A 17,917-nucleotide genomic window follows, 5' to 3' on the forward strand; every position below is an offset into this window, starting at 1 on the left:
GCACATCATCCAAACAGACCGTGGAGAAACCAGCGCGGATCTTCGGCCTCGGCACTCCCGGGCCGCTCGCGATAAATCCAGTAGCAACTTTGATCGCTGGCTTGCGCGACGAAATAATCACGGCTTGTCAAACCGCCGTCGAACCATCCCGCCTCGATGCGCTCAGCCGGCGACACCAGTTTCAGCGACGACCCATAGAACGGCCGATGGCTTTTCATCATCAGTTGCAGCGGCTTTTCAAGCAGCCACGTCGGGCGCGGCAGATCGGACGGCACGGCTTCAAGCTTTTGAGGATGGGTGGTGTCGGTGACGGAGATCCATCGATTCGCCTGTTCAGGCCGGTAATCCGATGAAGGCGCCGCACGCAGCACGTTCTCGGCGCCCAATCGCGCAACCAGCAATTCCAATAAGCGGTTATGGTCTTCAGGCGAACCGCCGGGTTCGGGAAAAAGCGTCTCGGTAGGGGGTTCCGCAGGCTGTATTTTTGCGGCGCTCAGACGCATGGCGATCACCGGCGCCACGAGTTCCGTGCGGCCAAGCCGCTCCTTGAACAAGCGCAGCAGATGTTCTTCGTGCCAGGTGGGTTCGGCGAGAGCGATCTGGATAACGGTGGGGTCGATGGCATCGCGGCCGCGCTCGTGTTCCAGCGTGAGCGTGGCGTGCGTGAGCGCCAGTTGCTGCGCGCTCAGCCAGCCGCACAGTTGCACGATCAGCCGGCGCGCTGAAAACAACATGGCTTCCGCATGTTCGATACGATCGGGCAACTCGATGCGCGCGCTGAAAGCGGGCGGCACGGCCAGCCATTCATGGAGCTCGGGCGCGAGTCCATACGCGCGATCGAGCGAGTCCAGCAGCGCGACGCCACAGCGTTTTTTCAGACCCGCACGCGGCAGGCGGCGAATGTCGTTCAGCGTCTTGCAACCCAGCCCGTTGAACCAGTCCGTGAAAGCCCGCACTTCCGGCGCGGCCTGGAACGGCAGCGTCCCGAGCTTGCGTTCGAGCGAATCCATTTTCAGCACGCGCCGCTTGCCGAGGTGAGCGTTCCGGGCGCTTTTGGCCAGCAGCCACGCGCCCTGGCCGGTCGGCGCTGTGCTCAGGCGCGCCGTGACGCCGATGGCATCGACAATGTTCCGCATCTGATGACACAGCCGCACGATGCCGCCGAAGAGCCGCAAGCTCGCCGTCACGTCGATAACAATGGTTTCCTCATCGCAGAGCGCGACCATGGGTGAGAATTTCATCAGCGAAAAAGCTACCTCGCGCATCAAGTCGTTTTCTCGGCTCAACTCGCGCTCGAACATGAGGGTGTCGGGCGAGAGCGTGAGGACGCCGCCGCGTTTCATGCCTACGCATACGCTGGCCTCGCGGGCACCCGGGTCTGCTATAAAAACCGTGTCGCGGTCGAGGACGACGCAGCCATGTTCAGGCCTACGCGACCAGCGTGGACGGAACACTTCCAGCGACAACCGGGGTAGATGTATGCCGACGTACACGGGCATGGGGACTCAGCAGGACAGGAGAGGGTTGCAGGGTGACGGACAGTCTTTCGGCGCGGATCGGGCCTTTGCGCTTGATGATGTCGACAGCAATACCGTCGCCGGCCGGCCGCACGCACAGCCTCAATGTGGCCGGTGACGAGTCCGCCGCGCTCGCGAGCGGGCGCACCATCAGGAACAGCGTTTCAGAGGATTGCGCGGCCATGTGCAGGCGCCGCAGCGATTCCGTGCGCGCGTATTGCTGCCAGAAGACAAGCGCGCCACAACTGCCCGTCTTGAGAATTTGCTCGGCTGACCACAATGCGTCAGCCAGTTTCGATGCGCGCACCTGGAGCAGCTTGTCGAGCGGCACACCCAGATACGCAAAAGCGAGAGAATTTGGACTATGAGGCGGTTGCACAAAAGCGATAGGGCGGCGGCTCACGGCGGCGAGCGCCGGGCGTAACAGCCTGACTTCGCCCACGCCCGGCTGCTGCACCAGCAACTCGATCAGCGTTCCCAAGGGCCAGCCGCCACCCGGCAGTTCGGCCGACAGCACGGCATAACCCGTGTCGACGGTCTGCCCCTGAGCGCGCGCGAGCTGCGACCCGCGCCACAAGGCGGGGTGGATGTCTTCGACGTTCTTGAGCAGGGCTGACATGGTAAATTTAACTGTATGGATGTACAGTACTCTACCTTGAATTTGATCGAGCCTGAACTGCCCCTTTTAAACATGGGGAGGAAAAACGGGGGAGAAATTATGTCGACTGAACGTAGTGGAAATGGTAGGGAGAATGCGCGGTGACCATCCTGGTCGGCACAGCGTCGTGGACGGACCCCACGCTGATCAAGTGCAAGCGTTTTTATCCGCCCGGCTGTTCGAGCGCGGAGGCCCGGTTGCGTCATTACGCGTCCGTGTTCCCTTTGGTGGAGGTCGATTCCAGCTATTACGCCATGCCTGACGCTGCAAATTCAGTGTTGTGGGCTGAGCGGACACCGCCCGGGTTTGTGTTCAACATCAAGGCGTTCCGCTTGTTCACGGGGCATCAGACCGCACGCGACATGTTTCCGCCGGACATACAGTCGCACCTGCCACAAAACGGCAAGACGAGCCTGTATTACAAGGATTTGCCGGGCGAGTTGCAGCAGGAATTATGGTGCCGGTACTTTGAAGCTATCGAGCCGCTTCGTGTCGCCGGCAAGCTTGGCGCAGTGCATTTCCAGTTCGCGCCGTGGGTGATCTGCAATCCCCACGGCATCCGGCATGTCGAGCACTGCGCGGACGTCATGGGCGCAATGGACGGCTACACCATGGCGGTCGAGTTTCGCAACCAGACCTGGTTCGACGAAAAGCGCCGCGATTCCACGCTGGCCATGGAACGTGAGCGCGGACTGGTGAATGTGGTGGTGGATGAACCGCAGGGGTCGAGTAACAGCATCCCCGCCATTTGGGAAACAACGCATCCGCGGCTGGCGTTGATTCGTATGCATGGACGCAATCAGGACACGTGGAATGTCAAAGGTGGGGTTGCATCGTCGTCGAGATTTCAATACGAGTACAACGATGATGAAATCGATTCACTCGCCAGCCAGGTTATCGAAATTTCAAAAGCGGTCGAACTGACGCATGTGGTTTTCAATACCAACTACGAGGACCAGGGACAGAGGAACGCGCTGAAGTTGGCGGGGGCTTTGGGTGTCGCGCATTCAGTCGACGGTTGACATCGTAATGACGATGGGAGTCAGGATAAAACGCCTGGCGCCAGCACGCCAAAGGCGATACCCGTCTCACGATGAAAAATCTTCTCGGACATGCCAAGCCTGACAGCGCACTCTGTCACGGCATAGGGTTGATCAGGTGCTTAAAAAAGCGTTTCGCATATCTGATTTAATTTTTTGCAGCAATTGCGCAGGATTCGATGAGCGATCGATAAGGCACGACCGCCTCGTCTCGCACTCCCCTCGCGATGGCTCGGGCACGGAATCGCCCCTCATCCCCTTTCCCCAAGTCTTTCTGCCTCCTGCCAAAGATAACAATTTGGTAATGCTGATGTCAGTCTCGCGCAAAGCTTGAAAGCCGATACTGATTGCAAGTGACCGAGATTGCACTGCGGCCAGATAGAAGTTGATGGCCATGCATACGTCGTATGCAAGCAAGAGCCAAAGCGGCCAGTCGTGGCTTACGAAGGTCTGTCAGCATCAACTCGAAGAAATTATTTGATCGATCGTGGAATAACAGCAATGCCGATGTGTTTGCCACTGCATGAACGCGGTAATTTAGATTTAACCAAGAAAGGAAACCGGAACGAAGATTAGCCATTTAATAGCAATTTCAAGGCTTGTCATCGCACTCCGGCAACTACAGCGTCATTCGTTTCAGGGCAAGGTTGCCCGTTAATCAATCACACTCATTGAAGGAATATCCATCATGAAAAAAGCACTTATCTGCCTCGCTCTCGCCGCTGGTGCCTTGGCCGCTCCGGTTCTCAGCTTTGCACAATCGAATGCTCCCGTGACACGCGCTGAAGTCCGCGCAGACCTGGTGCGTGTTGAACAGGCGGGCTACAACCCGGCGCGCGGTGGAGACGTCGACTACCCGGCCGACATCCAGGCTGCTGAAGCGAAGATCGCAGCTCAGAACGGCCAGCAACTGGCAACGCAAGCCTACGGCGGCGTGGCCGAGAACGGCACTTCATCGTCAAGCGCCCCGATGCACACGGCTACGCGCTCGACCTGCGTTGGTCCGGTCAGCTTTTGCAACATCTACGCAGGTGGCTAAGTGGCGCGGTTCAGGCCCTGTGCTGTCGCGGTCATTTCCATTGCCCTGCACAGGACCTGAGTTGTCATGTGGACCATCAAGCCTGGCTGGAGCATCGTCGCCGCCTGACGCAGGAGCTGGCCAACGTGGGTGAGCTGACGCAGCATCGGGCGCGGCTGGAAAGTCAGGTGATGGGCAACGAGGCGTTGTCGGCGGAAGTGATCGATTCATCCGGTCGTGTTTTGCTGGAACATAACTTGTACGCGTTTTCGATCGGTTTTATCGTGCTGATCCATCGAGGACGAGCGGTGCGTCGGCGAGCGGATCGACCGGGCTGGGACTGGCGATAGTGCGGACGATCATGGAGCTGCATGGCGGCAAGGTACATGCGAAAAGTGAGCCGCAGGGAACACGGTTCGTCCTGACTTTCCCGTTGGTCAAATGAATCCTCTGCTTTGGCCGGAATAGACGCTTGGCAGTACCCCACCACGCTTAAGGAATATGGCCGTCCCTGAAGCTTTGATACTGTACGGGCTTCATTTCCGTTGCCGTCCCTCAGCCGCAATCTGCAACACGCCGTGTACAAATCATCTCTTGTGCAGCAGGAAACGCATCAAAATACCATTCCGCCCGCGACATCGATCGTGCATCCGGTGACCCAGCCGGCGTCGTCCGAAACAGCGAAGGCGACGGCTGCGGCAATGTCGCTGGGCTGACCGACGCGCGCGAGCGGCGTCTTGGCGATAAAGAACTCAGCCATCCCTTTCGCAGATTCCGCATTCCCTTCGGTGGTGACGAAACCCGGCGCAATGCCGACCACGCGAATCTTACGAGGGCCAAGCTCCATCCCCAGCGTACGCGTCAGGGTGTCCACCGCGCCCTTGGTGGCGCAGTAGACGTGAACCATCGGATAGGGACTGTGCGCGAGACCCGAACTGATGTTGACGATCACGCCGCCCGCCGGCAACACGCGGGATGCCGCCTGCGTGGTAAGAAGCAGGCCGCGTACGTTGAGGTGGAAGTGCTCGTCGAAACTCTCGGCCGTCAGCGTTTCCAGGGAGTCCATTTTGTAGACCCCCGCGTTGTTGATCAGGATATCGAGCTTGCCGAACGCATCGAGGGCAGCATCGATGAGCGGCTGGATCTCAGCCGGTTTGGAAATATCGGCTTTGACCGCGATGGCCTTGCCTCCCGCCGTAACGATTCTCTTGACGACGACATCTGCGTCTTCCGCACTGCGCGAGTAGTTCACGACCACGTGAGCGCCGTCGGCGGCGAGGCGTTCAGCGATACCCGCTCCAATGCCTTTGGATGAACCGGTGACAATAGCGACTTTGCCGGAAAGCTTGCTCATGAATGGGGTGCTCCCATGAGGATTGAGCGCCCATGATAGGCTGCCGATTGGTATGGATTAAGGGGGGTAATCAATATGCAGCATGAAGCGCTGCTTCATAACATGGCGATGCTGCCTGACCTGCTGCCGGGGATCGCCGCCTTTGCTCGCGTGGCGCACCATGCCAGTTTTACGCGCGCCGCGGCCGAGCTGGGTGTGTCGCCGTCAGCCTTGTCGCAAACCATGCGCACGCTGGAAGGGCGCCTCGGCGTGCGCTTGCTCGACCGTTCGACGCGCCGGGTCGGGTTGACTGAAATCGGACAGCGTTTCCTGCAGGATGCACAACCGGCGCTTGCCGCGCTCGCGACCGCCGTCGACGGGGTCAACGAATTACGTGACAAGCCTGCCGGCCTGCTGCGCCTCAACCTCTCGCGCACGGCGGCGGACATTCTGGTGATGCCTCATCTGGTCGACTTCCTGGAGGCCTATCCCGACATCACCGTGGAAATGCATTGCGACAACGCGCTCGTGGATCTCGTCGGCGGGGGCTTCGACGCCGGGATTCGCCTTGGCGAGAACCTGGCGCAGGACGTGGTAGCCGTGCCTTTCGGCGGCCGGCATCGCATTGCGACCCTCGCGGCGCCACGCTATCTGGCAGGACGCCCGCTGCCGCGCAAGCCCGAGGACTTGCGCGCGCACAGGTGTATCAATGTTCGTCTCGCGGGCAGTATTTATCGCTGGGAATATACGCACAAGGGCCGTGACTTCGACATTGAGGTGCCGGGGCCGCTGGTGACCAACGACGGCGATATCATCCTCGCGGCTGTCCGTGCTGGCGCCGGCATTGGCTGCGCGTTCGAAGTCCAGGTGCACGACGACATTCAGGCCGGGCGCCTGATTGCGCTGCTGAAGCCGTGGTGGCCCACGTTCCCCGGGTTTTATCTCTACTACCCCAGCCGTGTCCACGTTCCCCGCAAGCTGCGCGCGTTCGTGGATTTCATGCAGGACCGATTGAATCGATAAGGGCTGGCAGAGCTTAGGATGCCTATGCGTGTTCCGTTTCCACCGTTGCATTCCAATCGGACCCGCGCGCAAGCTCAACAAAGGCGCTCAGATAATCGATCGTCGTATCCGTTTCACGGACGCCCAGAAAGATCTGCTTGGCGATGCCTTTTTTGCCCAGCCGAACCGCATTCACCGCGACCTTGTCCGCATACTCTTCAACGAGCCACCGCGGTAACGCGGCCACGCCCCGACCGCTTGCGACCATCTGCAACATGATGTCGGTGGTTTCTATGACCTTGTGCCGCTTCGGCATGACGTTCGCCGGCATGAGGAACTGGTTATAGATATCCAGCCGATCGATCTCGACCGGATACGTGATCAGGACCTCTTCGGCGAGTTCATCGGGCAGGATGAAAGGTGCTTGCGCCAGCCGATGCTGCCGCCCCACCACCAGTACCTGCTCATAGTCGAACACGGGCTCGAAGCGCAAGCCGGGTTTTCGCAACGGATCCGGCGTGACCAATATGTCGATGTCATAGCCGAACAACGCGCCTATGCCGCCAAACTGGAATTTCTGTTTGACGTCGACATCCACGTCGGGCCAGCGTGCGAGGTAGGGCGACACCACCTTGAGCAGCCACTGGTAGCAAGGATGGCATTCCATGCCAATGCGCAGCGTCCCACGCTGTCCCAGCGCGAATTGCCTCATGCGTTCTTCCGCATGTTCCATCTGCGGCAGTACGCGGTTCGCGAGCGCCAGCAGATACTGCCCCGCCTGGGTCAGGCGCAGGTTGCGTCCGTCGCGGCTCCACACGGCGGTCCCAAGCTGCTGCTCCATCTTCTTGACGGTATGGCTAAGCGCGGACTGCGTCAGGCACAGCACGTTCGCGGCCGCGGTCAGCGAGCCGTGACGGTCGACTTCCCGAATAATGGCCAGATGAGTTCGTTCGAGCATGTGTCGTCCATGAAAGGAACTAATCGATCAATGAGAAAAGACCATTATATTTCATAGACCACGCAACCTATGATCGAGCCGTTCATTTCAGGAGCGGCACATCAATGGTCACGACGCACAATTTGGGTTTCCCCCGTATCGGCGCAAAACGCGAACTGAAATTCGCGCAGGAAGGTTATTGGAAAGGGCAGTCGTCACGCGACGAACTGACCGGCTTGGGCGCACAACTGCGCCAGCGGCACTGGGAAAACCAGGCCGGCCTTGACCATGTGCCCGTCGGCGATTTCTCGTTCTACGATCAGGTGCTCGACACGAGCTTCACGCTGGGCAACATCCCGGAACGGGTTCGCGGTTTTGACGGCGACCCGCTGGACAATTACTTCCGCGTCGCGCGTGGCCGCTCCGCGCATGACTCGGCTTGCAGCTGCGGCGTGCAGGCTGGCGAGATGACCAAATGGTTCGATACGAACTATCACTACATCGTGCCGGAATTCAGCGCATCGACTGAATTTGCACTCGATGCGTCGCGCCTGCTCGATCAGTTGGCACAGGCTCGCAAGCTCGGTGTGAAAGCCAAGCCGGTCATCATTGGCCCGGTGACGTATCTTTGGCTTGGCAAGGCCAAGGACGACTCGGACAAGCTCGCGTTGCTGCCGCGCCTGTTGCCGGTGTATGCAGCGTTGCTCGAACAACTGGCGGCGCAAGGCGTTGAATGGATGCAGATCGACGAGCCAGCCCTGGTCACTGAGCTCGATGCAACGTGGCAGCATGCATTCGTCACGGCCTACGACGCGTTGAAGGGTTCGAAGGCCAAGCTGCTGCTGACCACTTACTTCGGACAATTGCAGGATAACTTATCAATCGCGTGCAAGCTGCCGGTTCAGGGTCTGCATATCGATGCGATCAACGCGCGTGCCGAGGTTGCGCAAGTGCTCGCGCAGCTGTCTGCGGACAAGGTGCTGTCCCTTGGTGTCATCAATGGCCGGAACATCTGGAAAAGCGACCTGAGCGCCGTGCTGGACTGGCTGGAACCTATTCATCAGACATTGCAGAACCGCTTGTGGATTGCACCGTCGTGCTCGCTGTTGCATGTGCCGGTCGATCTGGCCAGCGAGCAAAAGCTCGATAAGGAAATTCAGTCCTGGCTCGCTTTCGCATTGCAGAAGCTCGATGAACTGAAGGTGCTGGCTCACGCGCTAAACGACGGCCGCCAGTCGGTGCAGGCGGCGCTCGCTGAGAACGGCGCCGCAATTCAAAACCGCCGTTCGTCGCCGCGCGTGCACAACCCGGCGGTCAAGGCAGCGGTTGCGAAAATCGATGCAGCACTTGGCCGTCGCTCAAGCGCTTACCCGCAACGCGCCACGAAGCAGTCGGCCTTGTTGAAGCTGCCGGCGTATCCGACAACGACTATCGGCTCGTTCCCGCAGACCGCTGAGATTCGTCAGGCTCGCAGCCAGTTCAAGACCGGCGAACTGAACGACGCCGGCTACAAGGCCGTCATGCACCGCGAGATCACGCGCAGCGTGCGCGAACAGGAAGCACTAGGTCTTGACGTACTCGTGCACGGCGAAGCCGAGCGCAACGACATGGTCGAGTACTTCGGTGAACAGCTCGACGGTTACGCGTTCAGCCAGTTTGGTTGGGTACAGTCCTACGGTTCGCGCTGCGTGAAACCGCCTATCCTGTTCGGCGACATCAGCCGTCCGAAGGCGATGACCGTAGAGTGGATCAAGTACGCACAATCGCAAACCGCCAAGCCGATGAAGGGCATGTTGACCGGCCCGGTCACCATCCTGAACTGGTCGTTCGTCCGTGACGACCAGCCGCGTTCGGTGTCGTGCCATCAGTTGGCGCTGGCTATCCGCGAGGAAGTGCTGGATCTGGAAAGAGCCGGCGTGCGTGTGATTCAGATCGACGAGGCGGCACTGCGTGAAGGTTTGCCGTTGCGCAAGTCGCAGTGGAACGAATACCTGCAGTGGGCCGTTGAATCGTTCCGTATCACGGCGAATGGCGTGCAGGACGAAACGCAGATCCACACGCATATGTGCTATTCGGAGTTTAACGACATCATTGCGTCGATCGCCGATATGGACGCCGACGTGATCACGATCGAGACGTCGCGTTCGGACATGGAGCTGCTGGATGCCTTCGATAACTTCAACTACCCGAACGAGATCGGACCGGGCGTGTACGACATCCACTCGCCGAATATCCCGAGCCAGGAGCACATTGTGCAATTGATGCGCAAAGCGGCTGAGCGTATTCCGGCGGAGCGTTTGTGGGTCAATCCGGATTGCGGCTTGAAGACGCGTCAGTGGGATGAGGTGATCCCCGCGCTCAAGAACATGGTCGCTGCGGCAAAGACGTTGCGCGCGGGCGTGTGAGTTTGATTTAGCGACAAGCATGAATGCGAACAGACGGCCGCCTTCGGGCGGCCGTCTGTTCTTTGGGCGGCGCACTGGCATCGGCTACGCCGGTGGCTGGCCGGGCTCGCTACTGGTGCGAACTCGCCCAATTTCCGCTCGTTCGGCGCCACTTTAGGGCGTTCCGCCGCCGCAGGACACGCTGCCAATTTTCCTTTAAAACCTCTCCGAAGCCCATCAACAAAGACCTTCCCACCATTGGCACAACTCTTGTATATGAAGTTCGAAACTTGTACACAAGAGGAAATACCAGATGCTCGGATGGACTATTCCTGACTGGAAACGTGCATACGGAACCGGTGCTAAACCAGCGGAACTGCTTCACGAACTCAGGGCGTCGCTCTCTGCAGACGACCCAGCCTGGATTTCTATCGTGTCCGCTTCCGGGCTGGACGCTCGCCTGACCAAGCTCGCTCAAAAGCTCGATGCCGTCGGCGGCGATATGGACCGCCTTCCGTTATATGGGGTGCCGTTCGCAGCGAAAGACAATATCGACGCTGAAGGCCTTGAGACAACGGCCGCTTGTCCCACGTTCGCCTATTCACCGGACAAGGATGCAACGATCGTTCGGCGTTTGGCCGATGCCGGTGCGATCATCATTGGGAAGACCAATCTCGATCAGTTCGCAACGGGTCTCGTTGGTGTTCGATCACCTTACGGAGTACCAACTAATACGTTTAATGCGAAATTCGTGTCGGGAGGGTCGAGTTCAGGATCCGCTTCGGTCGTGGCTCGCGGCCTTGTGCCCTTCGCGCTCGGGACGGACACTGCAGGCTCTGGACGTGTGCCTGCTGGTTTGAACAACATCGTTGGCATCAAGCCTACGCGTGGCGCCTTCAGCAATACCGGTGTCGTACCCGCGTGCCGTACGCTGGATTGCGTGTCCGTGTTCGCGATGACTGTGGGTGACGCGATGACCGTGTATGACGTGGCGGCTGTCATCGATCTTGAAGATGGCCTTTCACGTGCCGCACCGGAAGCGTCGCGTGATTGGCGTATGCCGGCTGCGCCGCGCATCGCCATTCCCGCTCAACCGGAATTTTTTGGCGATGATTTCGCCGCACAAGCTTTTCAGGTTGCCATCGGCCAGCTTGAGGCGCAGGGTGCGACCTGTGTGCCGATCGACTTCACCCTGTTCGACGAAGTCGCTGCGTTGCTCTACGACGGCGCCTGGGTGGCCGAACGCTACGCCGCCATTCGCGAATTCGCGACTAATCACGAAGCCGATATCCATCCGGTCGTGCGTGACATCATTTTCAAAGCCAGGGAATTTTCAGCCGCCGATGCTTTTGATGGCGTGTACGAGCTTGCCGATCTCAAGCGCCGCGCCGACGCATTGCTTGCGGGATTCGACGCCATGCTTGTGCCGACGGCTCCCACGCATTATCGAATCGCTGATGTCCAGGCGGATCCCGTGCGTTTGAATAGCCACATGGGGAAATACACCAACTTCGTCAACTTGCTCGACTGGAGCGCGGTGTCGGTCCCTGCGAGTCTTCGCGAAGACGGTTTGCCCTTCGGTATTACGTTCATAGGCGACGCGTGGCAGGAGCGTGGACTCGCCGCGTTTGCCGAGCACTGGCATAACAGCACCGGTCTCGCACGCGGTGCGACCGGCCTGGCACTGAATCTTCAGGATGCAACGTTGTCGGTGCGCGACGCTGCACCAGCGAACACAATCCGCGTCGCGGTCGTAGGAGCGCATCTGCGTGGAATGCCGCTCAACCATGAGCTGGTCAGTCGCGGGGCAAGCTTCGTTGCAAGCACCACTACAGCGTCTAACTATCAGCTGTTTGCACTGGCCAATACAACACCGCCTAAGCCCGGCTTGATGCGTTCCGATAGCGGTGCATCGATCCAGCTTGAACTATGGGACATGCCTCTTGCCGAGTTCGGTTCTTTTGTGGCCGGTGTTGCTGCACCCCTGGGAATAGGTACCGTCAGCCTAGCCGATGGAACCGACGTCAAAGGCTTTATCTGCGAGTCCGCCGGACTGGACCACGCTGTCGACATCACCCGGTTCGGCGGCTGGGCAAACTATCTCGCCGACAGAAGCAGGACGACCGTACCATCCCACTCCTGATCGGGGACTTCCATGTTCCACACCGTATTGATCGCTAATCGCGGCGAGATTGCCTGCCGCATTGCTCGCACGCTGAGACGCATGAACATACGCTCGGTTGCGGTCTATTCGGACGCCGACCGCAACAGCCTTCATGTCTCCTCAGCCGACGCCGCAATTTCGCTTGGCGGTAACACCGCGGCCGAAAGCTATCTGCGGGCGGATCTCATCATCGATGCGGCGAAGCGAAGCGGTGCTCAGGCGATCATTCCGGGCTACGGTTTTTTGTCGGAGAACGCGGAATTCGCCGCGCGCTGCGAGGCCGAAGGTTTTGCATTCGTGGGACCGACTCCGCAGCAAATGGAGCAGTTTGGGTTGAAGCATGCCGCTCGCGAGCTTGCTGAACTGGCCGGTGTGCCGCTAACTCCCGGATCGGGCCTGCTTGCCGACGTGTCGGACGCACGACAAGAGGCTGCAAGGCTCGGCTACCCCGTCATGCTGAAGAGCACGGCTGGGGGCGGTGGCATTGGTCTCACGCGATGCAATGACGAAGCCGGGTTGATTGCCGCGTTCGAATCAGTCAAGCGATTGGGGCAGTCGTTTTTCGCGAACGCTGGCGTGTTTGTCGAACGTTTTGTAGACCGGGCTCGCCATGTTGAAGTGCAAATCTTCGGCGATGGCCGGGGTAATGTCGTCGCGCTCGGTGAACGAGATTGCTCGTTGCAGCGGCGTAATCAGAAAGTCGTTGAGGAAACACCTGCGCCGAATTTATCGGATGCGGTTCGACAACGGTTGTGGACCGCTGCGGAGAACCTGGGCCGTTCGGTTTCGTATCGATCGGCCGGTACCGTCGAGTTTATCTACGACGCGTCTCAGGAATCGTTCTACTTCCTCGAGGTCAATACGCGGTTGCAGGTTGAACACGCGATCACCGAAAGCGTGACCGGTATCGATCTGGTGGAGTGGATGATTTTGACGGCTGCCGGTCATCCGCCCGCGCTGGATCGTCCGATCATCCCGCAAGGGTCGGCAATTGAAGTTCGGGTGTACGCGGAAAATGCGCTGCGTAACTTCGCGCCGAGTCCCGGCACACTGACCGAAGTCAGCTTCCCTCCCGATATCCGCGTGGATGGCTGGGTCGAAACCGGGACGGAGGTGTCCGCTCACTACGACCCGATGATCGCGAAGCTCATCGTACATGGCGCTGATCGTGCGGCGGCTATTGCGGCGATGACACGGGCACTCGCCGAAACACGGCTGGCCGGTATAGCGACAAATCTGGATTACTTGCGGCAAGTGGTGGCGAGCGACGCTTTTCGCACTGGCGATGTCTCGACGCGGTTTCTCGATGCATTCGTGTATCGGCCGAGCGCGATCGAGGTGATGGATGCGGGCACTTATACCTCTATCCAGGACTATCCCGGCCGCGTTGGGTATTGGGGCATCGGCGTGCCGCCGTCGGGGCCAATGGACGACTGGGCGTTCAGGCTGGCTAACCGGATCGTCGGTAATCAGCCGCACGCCGCGGGCATTGAAACCACGGTGCTCGGACCTACGCTGCGGTTTCATTGCGACACGATCATCGCCTTGACCGGTGCCCCGACCGATGCGACGCTGGATGGGAAACCAGTATTGTTCCGGATACCTATTTATATCAAAGCAGGGCAGATCCTGCGCATCGGAAAAGCGACCAGCGGGTGCCGGACCTATCTCGCGGTGCGCAACGGCCTGGACGTTCCGCTGTATCTCGGTAGTCGCGCCACGTTCGCGCTCGGACAATTTGGCGGCCATGCGGGCCGCACGTTGCGCCCGGCAGACGTCTTGACGATAGCTGACCCGAGCCTGCCTGCGACGGCTGACCTGGCGCCCCTGCACGCCCCGGCGGCGCTCCCTGATTCTCTCGTACCCAGGTATGGGCGTACATGGGATATCGGGGTGTTATACGGTCCGCACGGCGCCCCTGACTTCTTCACGGCGGAATCAATCGAGACATTCTTTGCGAGCGAGTGGGACGTCCACTACAACTCGAACCGTCTTGGTATCCGGCTGAATGGTCCGAAGCCTCAATGGACGCGTTCCGACGGTGGCGAAGCGGGGCTGCATCCGTCGAACGTGCACGATTGTGAGTACGCGATCGGCAGTGTCAATTTCACCGGCGACATGCCGGTGATCCTGACGCGCGATGGCCCGAGCCTCGGCGGATTCGTTTGCGCTGTGACCATCGCGAAGGCTGAATTGTGGAAGGTGGGGCAGGTCAAGCCGGGTGACAAGATCCGCTTTCGTGAAATGACGTTCGACGATGCACTCGCGCTGGAACAGGCGCAGGACGCCTTTATCGCAGGATGGGATGCCTCGGTCCTCGCACTTCCAGATGCAAGCGCTGAGCGTGGCTCACCAATCCTCTTTGAGAGGCCTGCGTCCGGCGAGCGTCCCAAGACGGTCTTCCGCCAAGCGGGCGACAAGTACATCCTGATCGAATACGGCGAGAACGTTCTCGATCTCAATCACCGCTTTCGCATTCACGCGTTGATGGAGGCTTTGAAGAACAGTCCGGTGAATGGCGTGTGTGAGCTCTCTCCCGGCGTGCGTTCCTTGCAGGTACGTTTCGACAGCCGCGTAATCCATCAACGCGCTCTCGTTGATGCCCTTGCCGCCACGGACGCAACGCTTGCCGGCATCTCCACCATGACGGTGCCCAGCCGTGTTGTGTACTTGCCAATGGCTTACGAGGACTCCGCGACACTCGAGGCAGTAGTTCGTTATCGGCAATCGGTGCGTGACACGGCGCCGTGGTTGCCCAGTAACACCGAGTTCATCCGGCGCATCAATGGCCTGGAATCGGGCAATGCAGTACGCGATACCATTTTCGAAACCAGCTACATGGTTCTCGGGCTTGGCGACGTGTACCTGGGCGCTCCGTGTGCCGTCCCCGTTGACCCACGGCATCGCCTGGTGACATCGAAGTACAACCCGGCGCGTACGTACACCGCCGAGGGCACGGTGGGCATCGGTGGCGTCTATATGTGCATCTACGGAATGGATTCGCCCGGCGGCTATCAACTGGTTGGACGCACGTTGCCGATCTGGAACAAGTTCCTCAAGAACGAGATGTTTGTCGATGGCAAACCCTGGCTGCTCAGGTTCTTCGATCAGGTGCGTTTTTATCCGGTGAGCGAACGCGAGCTCGAAGTGCTTAGAGACGGATTCAGGGAAGGAAGGCGTGGTGTTCGGATAGAAGAGGAGGTCTTTGATCTAGGCGCATACAACGCTTTTCTTGAAAGTATCGCGCCGGAACTTGTAGTCTTCCGGGCCAGGCAGAAACTCGCTTTTGACGCGGAGGTCGTGCATTGGGCGGCCGATACTGCGGCCGATACCCATGTATCGGCCGTAACCGAAACGGCCGGGGAGTTGATCGAAGTTGCAGAGCTATCAGGCTTTGTCGTCTCGGCGGACATTACGGGCAATGTGTGGAAGCTCATGGCGGACCCCGGTTCGCGCGTGAATGCCGGCGACCCTCTTTTGATTCTTGAAGCAATGAAAATGGAGTTTCATGTCGCGGCGCCTCACGATGGCATCGTGGGAACATTCCACTGCAAGCCCGGTATGATGATCAACGCTGGGGATCCTTTGGTCTCACTCGAATAATCGGCTCACATCGGTTGGAAAAGCACATGGTGGATACGAAGACGCCCGCGGGTCCGGCGAAAAATGCCAGCAATCTTGCGGCACAAATCTATACGCAACTGAAGGCGGATATTTTCGATTTCCGGCTGCTGCCGGGCGATAAATTCAGCGAAGGCGATATTGCAACGCGCATGCAGGTGAGCCGGACGCCGGTTCGTCAGGCGCTGTTTTGGCTGCAGCGTGAAGGATACGTCGAAGTGCATTTCAAAAGCGGCTGGCAGGTGCGCGCTTTCGATTTCAAATACTTCGAGGACCTGTACGAAGTGAGGGTCATGATGGAGACCTCCGCCATTGCCCGGGTCGTTGCTCTCGATGCAATGGACCGGCTTGATACGTTACGTGAGACATGGTGTGTGCCGACCGAACACTACCTCGCTGACTCGACAGTCGTGGCAGCGCTTGATGAGGCGTTTCACACCCGCATTGTCGCGGCGGTGGGCAACGACGAGATGGCGCGCATTCATCAGGACGTAACGGAGCGCATCCGGATCATCCGTCGCCTGGATTTTACGAAGGCGCCCCGTATCGATGCCACCTATCGGGAGCATGGTGAAATCCTGTCGGCGATCTTCGCAAAAAATGTCTCCGGCGCGCAAGAGATGATCCGTGCGCACATCGCGGAGAGCCAGGCCGAAGTGAAGCGCATCACGCTTTACATGCTCCATTCCGCACGCGAGCGTTACGCCAGTCAGGATGATTCGTAGCGTACCTCCGAAAGCGTGCACACCGCACCAGTTTTGAGCGCGTACGCACCGTGCCTAGTCAATCAGCAGGCCTGTGATTGACTGTCGAACACCGGGAAGCCTTTTCTACAAAGGCTTTCACGTCCTTGGCCCAGAATTTGCGAATGGTATTCCGTCTTGTATCCAAGACTAAATCCAACTTACATTCTGGTTAAGGACGGTCAATGAAAAAGCGTGAGTTCCTGAAGGTCGCATCGGCAGCGGGGGTTGCAGGCGTAGTTGGCAAGATCCCTTCGGCTTTCGCTCAAAGCGACAAAGGCCCCATCAAAGTGGGCGTACTGCATTCCCTGTCCGGCACGATGGCGATTTCGGAAACGTCGCTTAAAGACACGGCGCTGATGACCATTGCGCAGATCAATGCAAGCGGCGGCGTCCTGGGCCGTCAACTGGAACCGGTGGTGGTCGACCCTGCCTCTAACTGGCCGCTGTTCGCCGAAAAAGCCCGTCAACTGATCTCGCAAGACAAGGTCGCGGTGACCTTTGGCTGCTGGACGTCGGTGTCGCGTAAATCGGTGCTGCCGGTGTTCGAGGAACTCAACGGCCTGCTCTTCTACCCGGTGCAGTACGAGGGTGAAGAGATGTCCAAGAACGTGTTCTACACGGGCGCCGCGCCGAACCAGCAAGCGATCCCCGCGACTGAATACCTGATGAGCAAAGAAGGCGGCGCAGCAAAACGCTTCTTCCTGCTGGGCACCGACTACGTCTATCCGCGCACGACGAACAAGATCCTGCGCTCGTTCCTGCACTCCAAGGGCGTAAAGGACGACGACATTCAAGAGGTCTACACCCCATTCGGTCACGCGGACTATCAGACGATCGTCGCGAACATCAAGACGTTCTCGCAAGCCGGCAAGACCTGCGTGATCTCGACGGTGAACGGAGACTCGAACGTGCCGTTCTATAAAGAACTCGGCAATCAGGGGCTCAAAGCCACGGATGTACCAGTCGTCGCGTTCTCGGTGGGCGAAGAGGAACTGCGCGGCATCGATACAAAACCGCTGGTGGGTAATCTCGCGGCATGGAATTACTTCATGTCGCTGAAGAACCCGGAGAACACGAAGTTCAAGGCGATGTTCGCCGACTGGGTCAAGAAGAACAACCTGCCGGGCGGCGACAAGCGCGTGACCAACGATCCGATGGAAGCGACCTTTGTCGGCATCCACATGTGGAAGCAGGCGGCCGAGAAAGCGAAGAGCGTCGATGTCGACAAGATTCGCGTGGCGATGATCGGCCAGAAGTTCGCCGCCCCGTCGGGCTTTACGCTTGAGATGGATGGGAACCACCACCTGCACAAGCCGGTCATGATTGGTGAAGTGCGTGCCGACGGTCAGTTCAACGTCGTGTGGCGCACGAAGACGACGGTGCGCGCGCAGCCGTGGAGCCCATACATTCCGGGCAACGAAGGCAAGCCGGATGTGGTGAGTTCGATTCCGGATTTCCTGCGTCGGCGGCGTGTGGCTTAAAGGCTCGGGGTTAAGT

The 17,917-nt window shown here is 59.2% G+C and carries 13 protein-coding genes and 1 pseudogene; 10 read left to right on the forward strand and 4 right to left on the reverse strand.

Features of this window, described 5'->3' with window-relative positions; genetic code table 11:
- Window positions 1-5: 5 nt before the first annotated feature.
- Window positions 6-1,499, reverse strand: a complete 1,494-nt coding sequence (locus tag ACSQ8V_RS32485) for a DNA polymerase Y family protein (RefSeq protein WP_436208548.1) — start codon at window positions 1,497-1,499, stop codon at window positions 6-8.
- Complete coding sequence (gene imuA / locus ACSQ8V_RS32490; RefSeq protein WP_213768820.1) at window positions 1,429-2,136, reverse strand: translesion DNA synthesis-associated protein ImuA; 708 nt, start codon at window positions 2,134-2,136, stop codon at window positions 1,429-1,431. The genes ACSQ8V_RS32485 and imuA overlap by 71 nt, the downstream gene beginning before the upstream one ends.
- 140 nt (window positions 2,137-2,276) lie before the next feature.
- On the opposite strand from imuA, the gene ACSQ8V_RS32495 reads away from it, so the two are divergent.
- The 4 genes and pseudogenes from ACSQ8V_RS32495 to ACSQ8V_RS32510 form a co-directional block, all read left to right on the forward strand.
- Entirely contained in the window at window positions 2,277-3,197 is a 921-nt protein-coding gene (locus ACSQ8V_RS32495) for a DUF72 domain-containing protein (protein WP_436208549.1), read from the forward strand.
- A 706-nt stretch (window positions 3,198-3,903) separates the two neighbouring features.
- Window positions 3,904-4,254, forward strand: coding sequence for a DUF4148 domain-containing protein (locus ACSQ8V_RS32500; protein ID WP_436208550.1), 351 nt, complete (start codon window positions 3,904-3,906; stop codon window positions 4,252-4,254).
- Window positions 4,255-4,322: 68 nt separating this feature from the next.
- A complete protein-coding gene (locus ACSQ8V_RS32505) occupies window positions 4,323-4,583 on the forward strand; it encodes a hypothetical protein (protein ID WP_436208551.1) in 261 nt (86 codons plus the stop codon).
- A pseudogene (locus ACSQ8V_RS32510) lies at window positions 4,490-4,678 on the forward strand (ATP-binding protein); the annotation flags it as partial. The gene ACSQ8V_RS32505 and the pseudogene ACSQ8V_RS32510, both read left to right, overlap by 94 nt.
- 168 nt (window positions 4,679-4,846) lie before the next feature.
- Here ACSQ8V_RS32510 and ACSQ8V_RS32515 read toward each other — a convergent pair.
- The gene (locus tag ACSQ8V_RS32515) at window positions 4,847-5,587 is read right to left on the reverse strand and encodes an SDR family NAD(P)-dependent oxidoreductase (RefSeq protein WP_436208552.1); all 741 of its coding nucleotides are present in this window, start codon (window positions 5,585-5,587) and stop codon (window positions 4,847-4,849) included.
- 75 nt (window positions 5,588-5,662) lie between these two features.
- On the opposite strand from ACSQ8V_RS32515, the gene ACSQ8V_RS32520 reads away from it, so the two are divergent.
- Complete coding sequence (locus ACSQ8V_RS32520) at window positions 5,663-6,589, forward strand: LysR family transcriptional regulator (RefSeq protein ID WP_255631814.1); 927 nt, start codon at window positions 5,663-5,665, stop codon at window positions 6,587-6,589.
- Between the two features lie 22 nt (window positions 6,590-6,611).
- Here the strand turns inward: ACSQ8V_RS32520 and ACSQ8V_RS32525 are convergent, their stop codons facing one another.
- Complete coding sequence (locus tag ACSQ8V_RS32525; protein WP_436208553.1) at window positions 6,612-7,526, reverse strand: LysR family transcriptional regulator; 915 nt, start codon at window positions 7,524-7,526, stop codon at window positions 6,612-6,614.
- 104 nt (window positions 7,527-7,630) lie between these two features.
- Between ACSQ8V_RS32525 and metE the strand changes: the two genes are divergently transcribed.
- From metE to urtA, 5 genes are all read left to right on the forward strand, one after another.
- On the forward strand, window positions 7,631-9,910 hold the full coding sequence (gene metE / locus ACSQ8V_RS32530; RefSeq protein ID WP_436208554.1) for a 5-methyltetrahydropteroyltriglutamate--homocysteine S-methyltransferase: 2,280 nt from the start codon (window positions 7,631-7,633) through the stop codon (window positions 9,908-9,910).
- Window positions 9,911-10,202: 292 nt separating this feature from the next.
- Window positions 10,203-12,032 (forward strand): allophanate hydrolase, encoded by a 1,830-nt coding sequence (atzF, locus tag ACSQ8V_RS32535; protein ID WP_436208555.1) that lies wholly within the window; start codon window positions 10,203-10,205, stop codon window positions 12,030-12,032.
- Between the two features lie 12 nt (window positions 12,033-12,044).
- Complete coding sequence (gene uca / locus ACSQ8V_RS32540; RefSeq protein WP_436208556.1) at window positions 12,045-15,656, forward strand: urea carboxylase; 3,612 nt, start codon at window positions 12,045-12,047, stop codon at window positions 15,654-15,656.
- A 26-nt stretch (window positions 15,657-15,682) separates the two neighbouring features.
- Entirely contained in the window at window positions 15,683-16,399 is a 717-nt protein-coding gene (locus ACSQ8V_RS32545) for a GntR family transcriptional regulator (RefSeq protein WP_436208557.1), read from the forward strand.
- A 203-nt stretch (window positions 16,400-16,602) separates the two neighbouring features.
- Complete coding sequence (urtA, locus tag ACSQ8V_RS32550) at window positions 16,603-17,901, forward strand: urea ABC transporter substrate-binding protein (protein ID WP_436185804.1); 1,299 nt, start codon at window positions 16,603-16,605, stop codon at window positions 17,899-17,901.
- Window positions 17,902-17,917: the final 16 nt, after the last annotated feature.

The organism is Caballeronia sp. LjRoot31, assembly GCF_964253885.1.
Classification (GTDB): domain Bacteria; phylum Pseudomonadota; class Gammaproteobacteria; order Burkholderiales; family Burkholderiaceae; genus Caballeronia.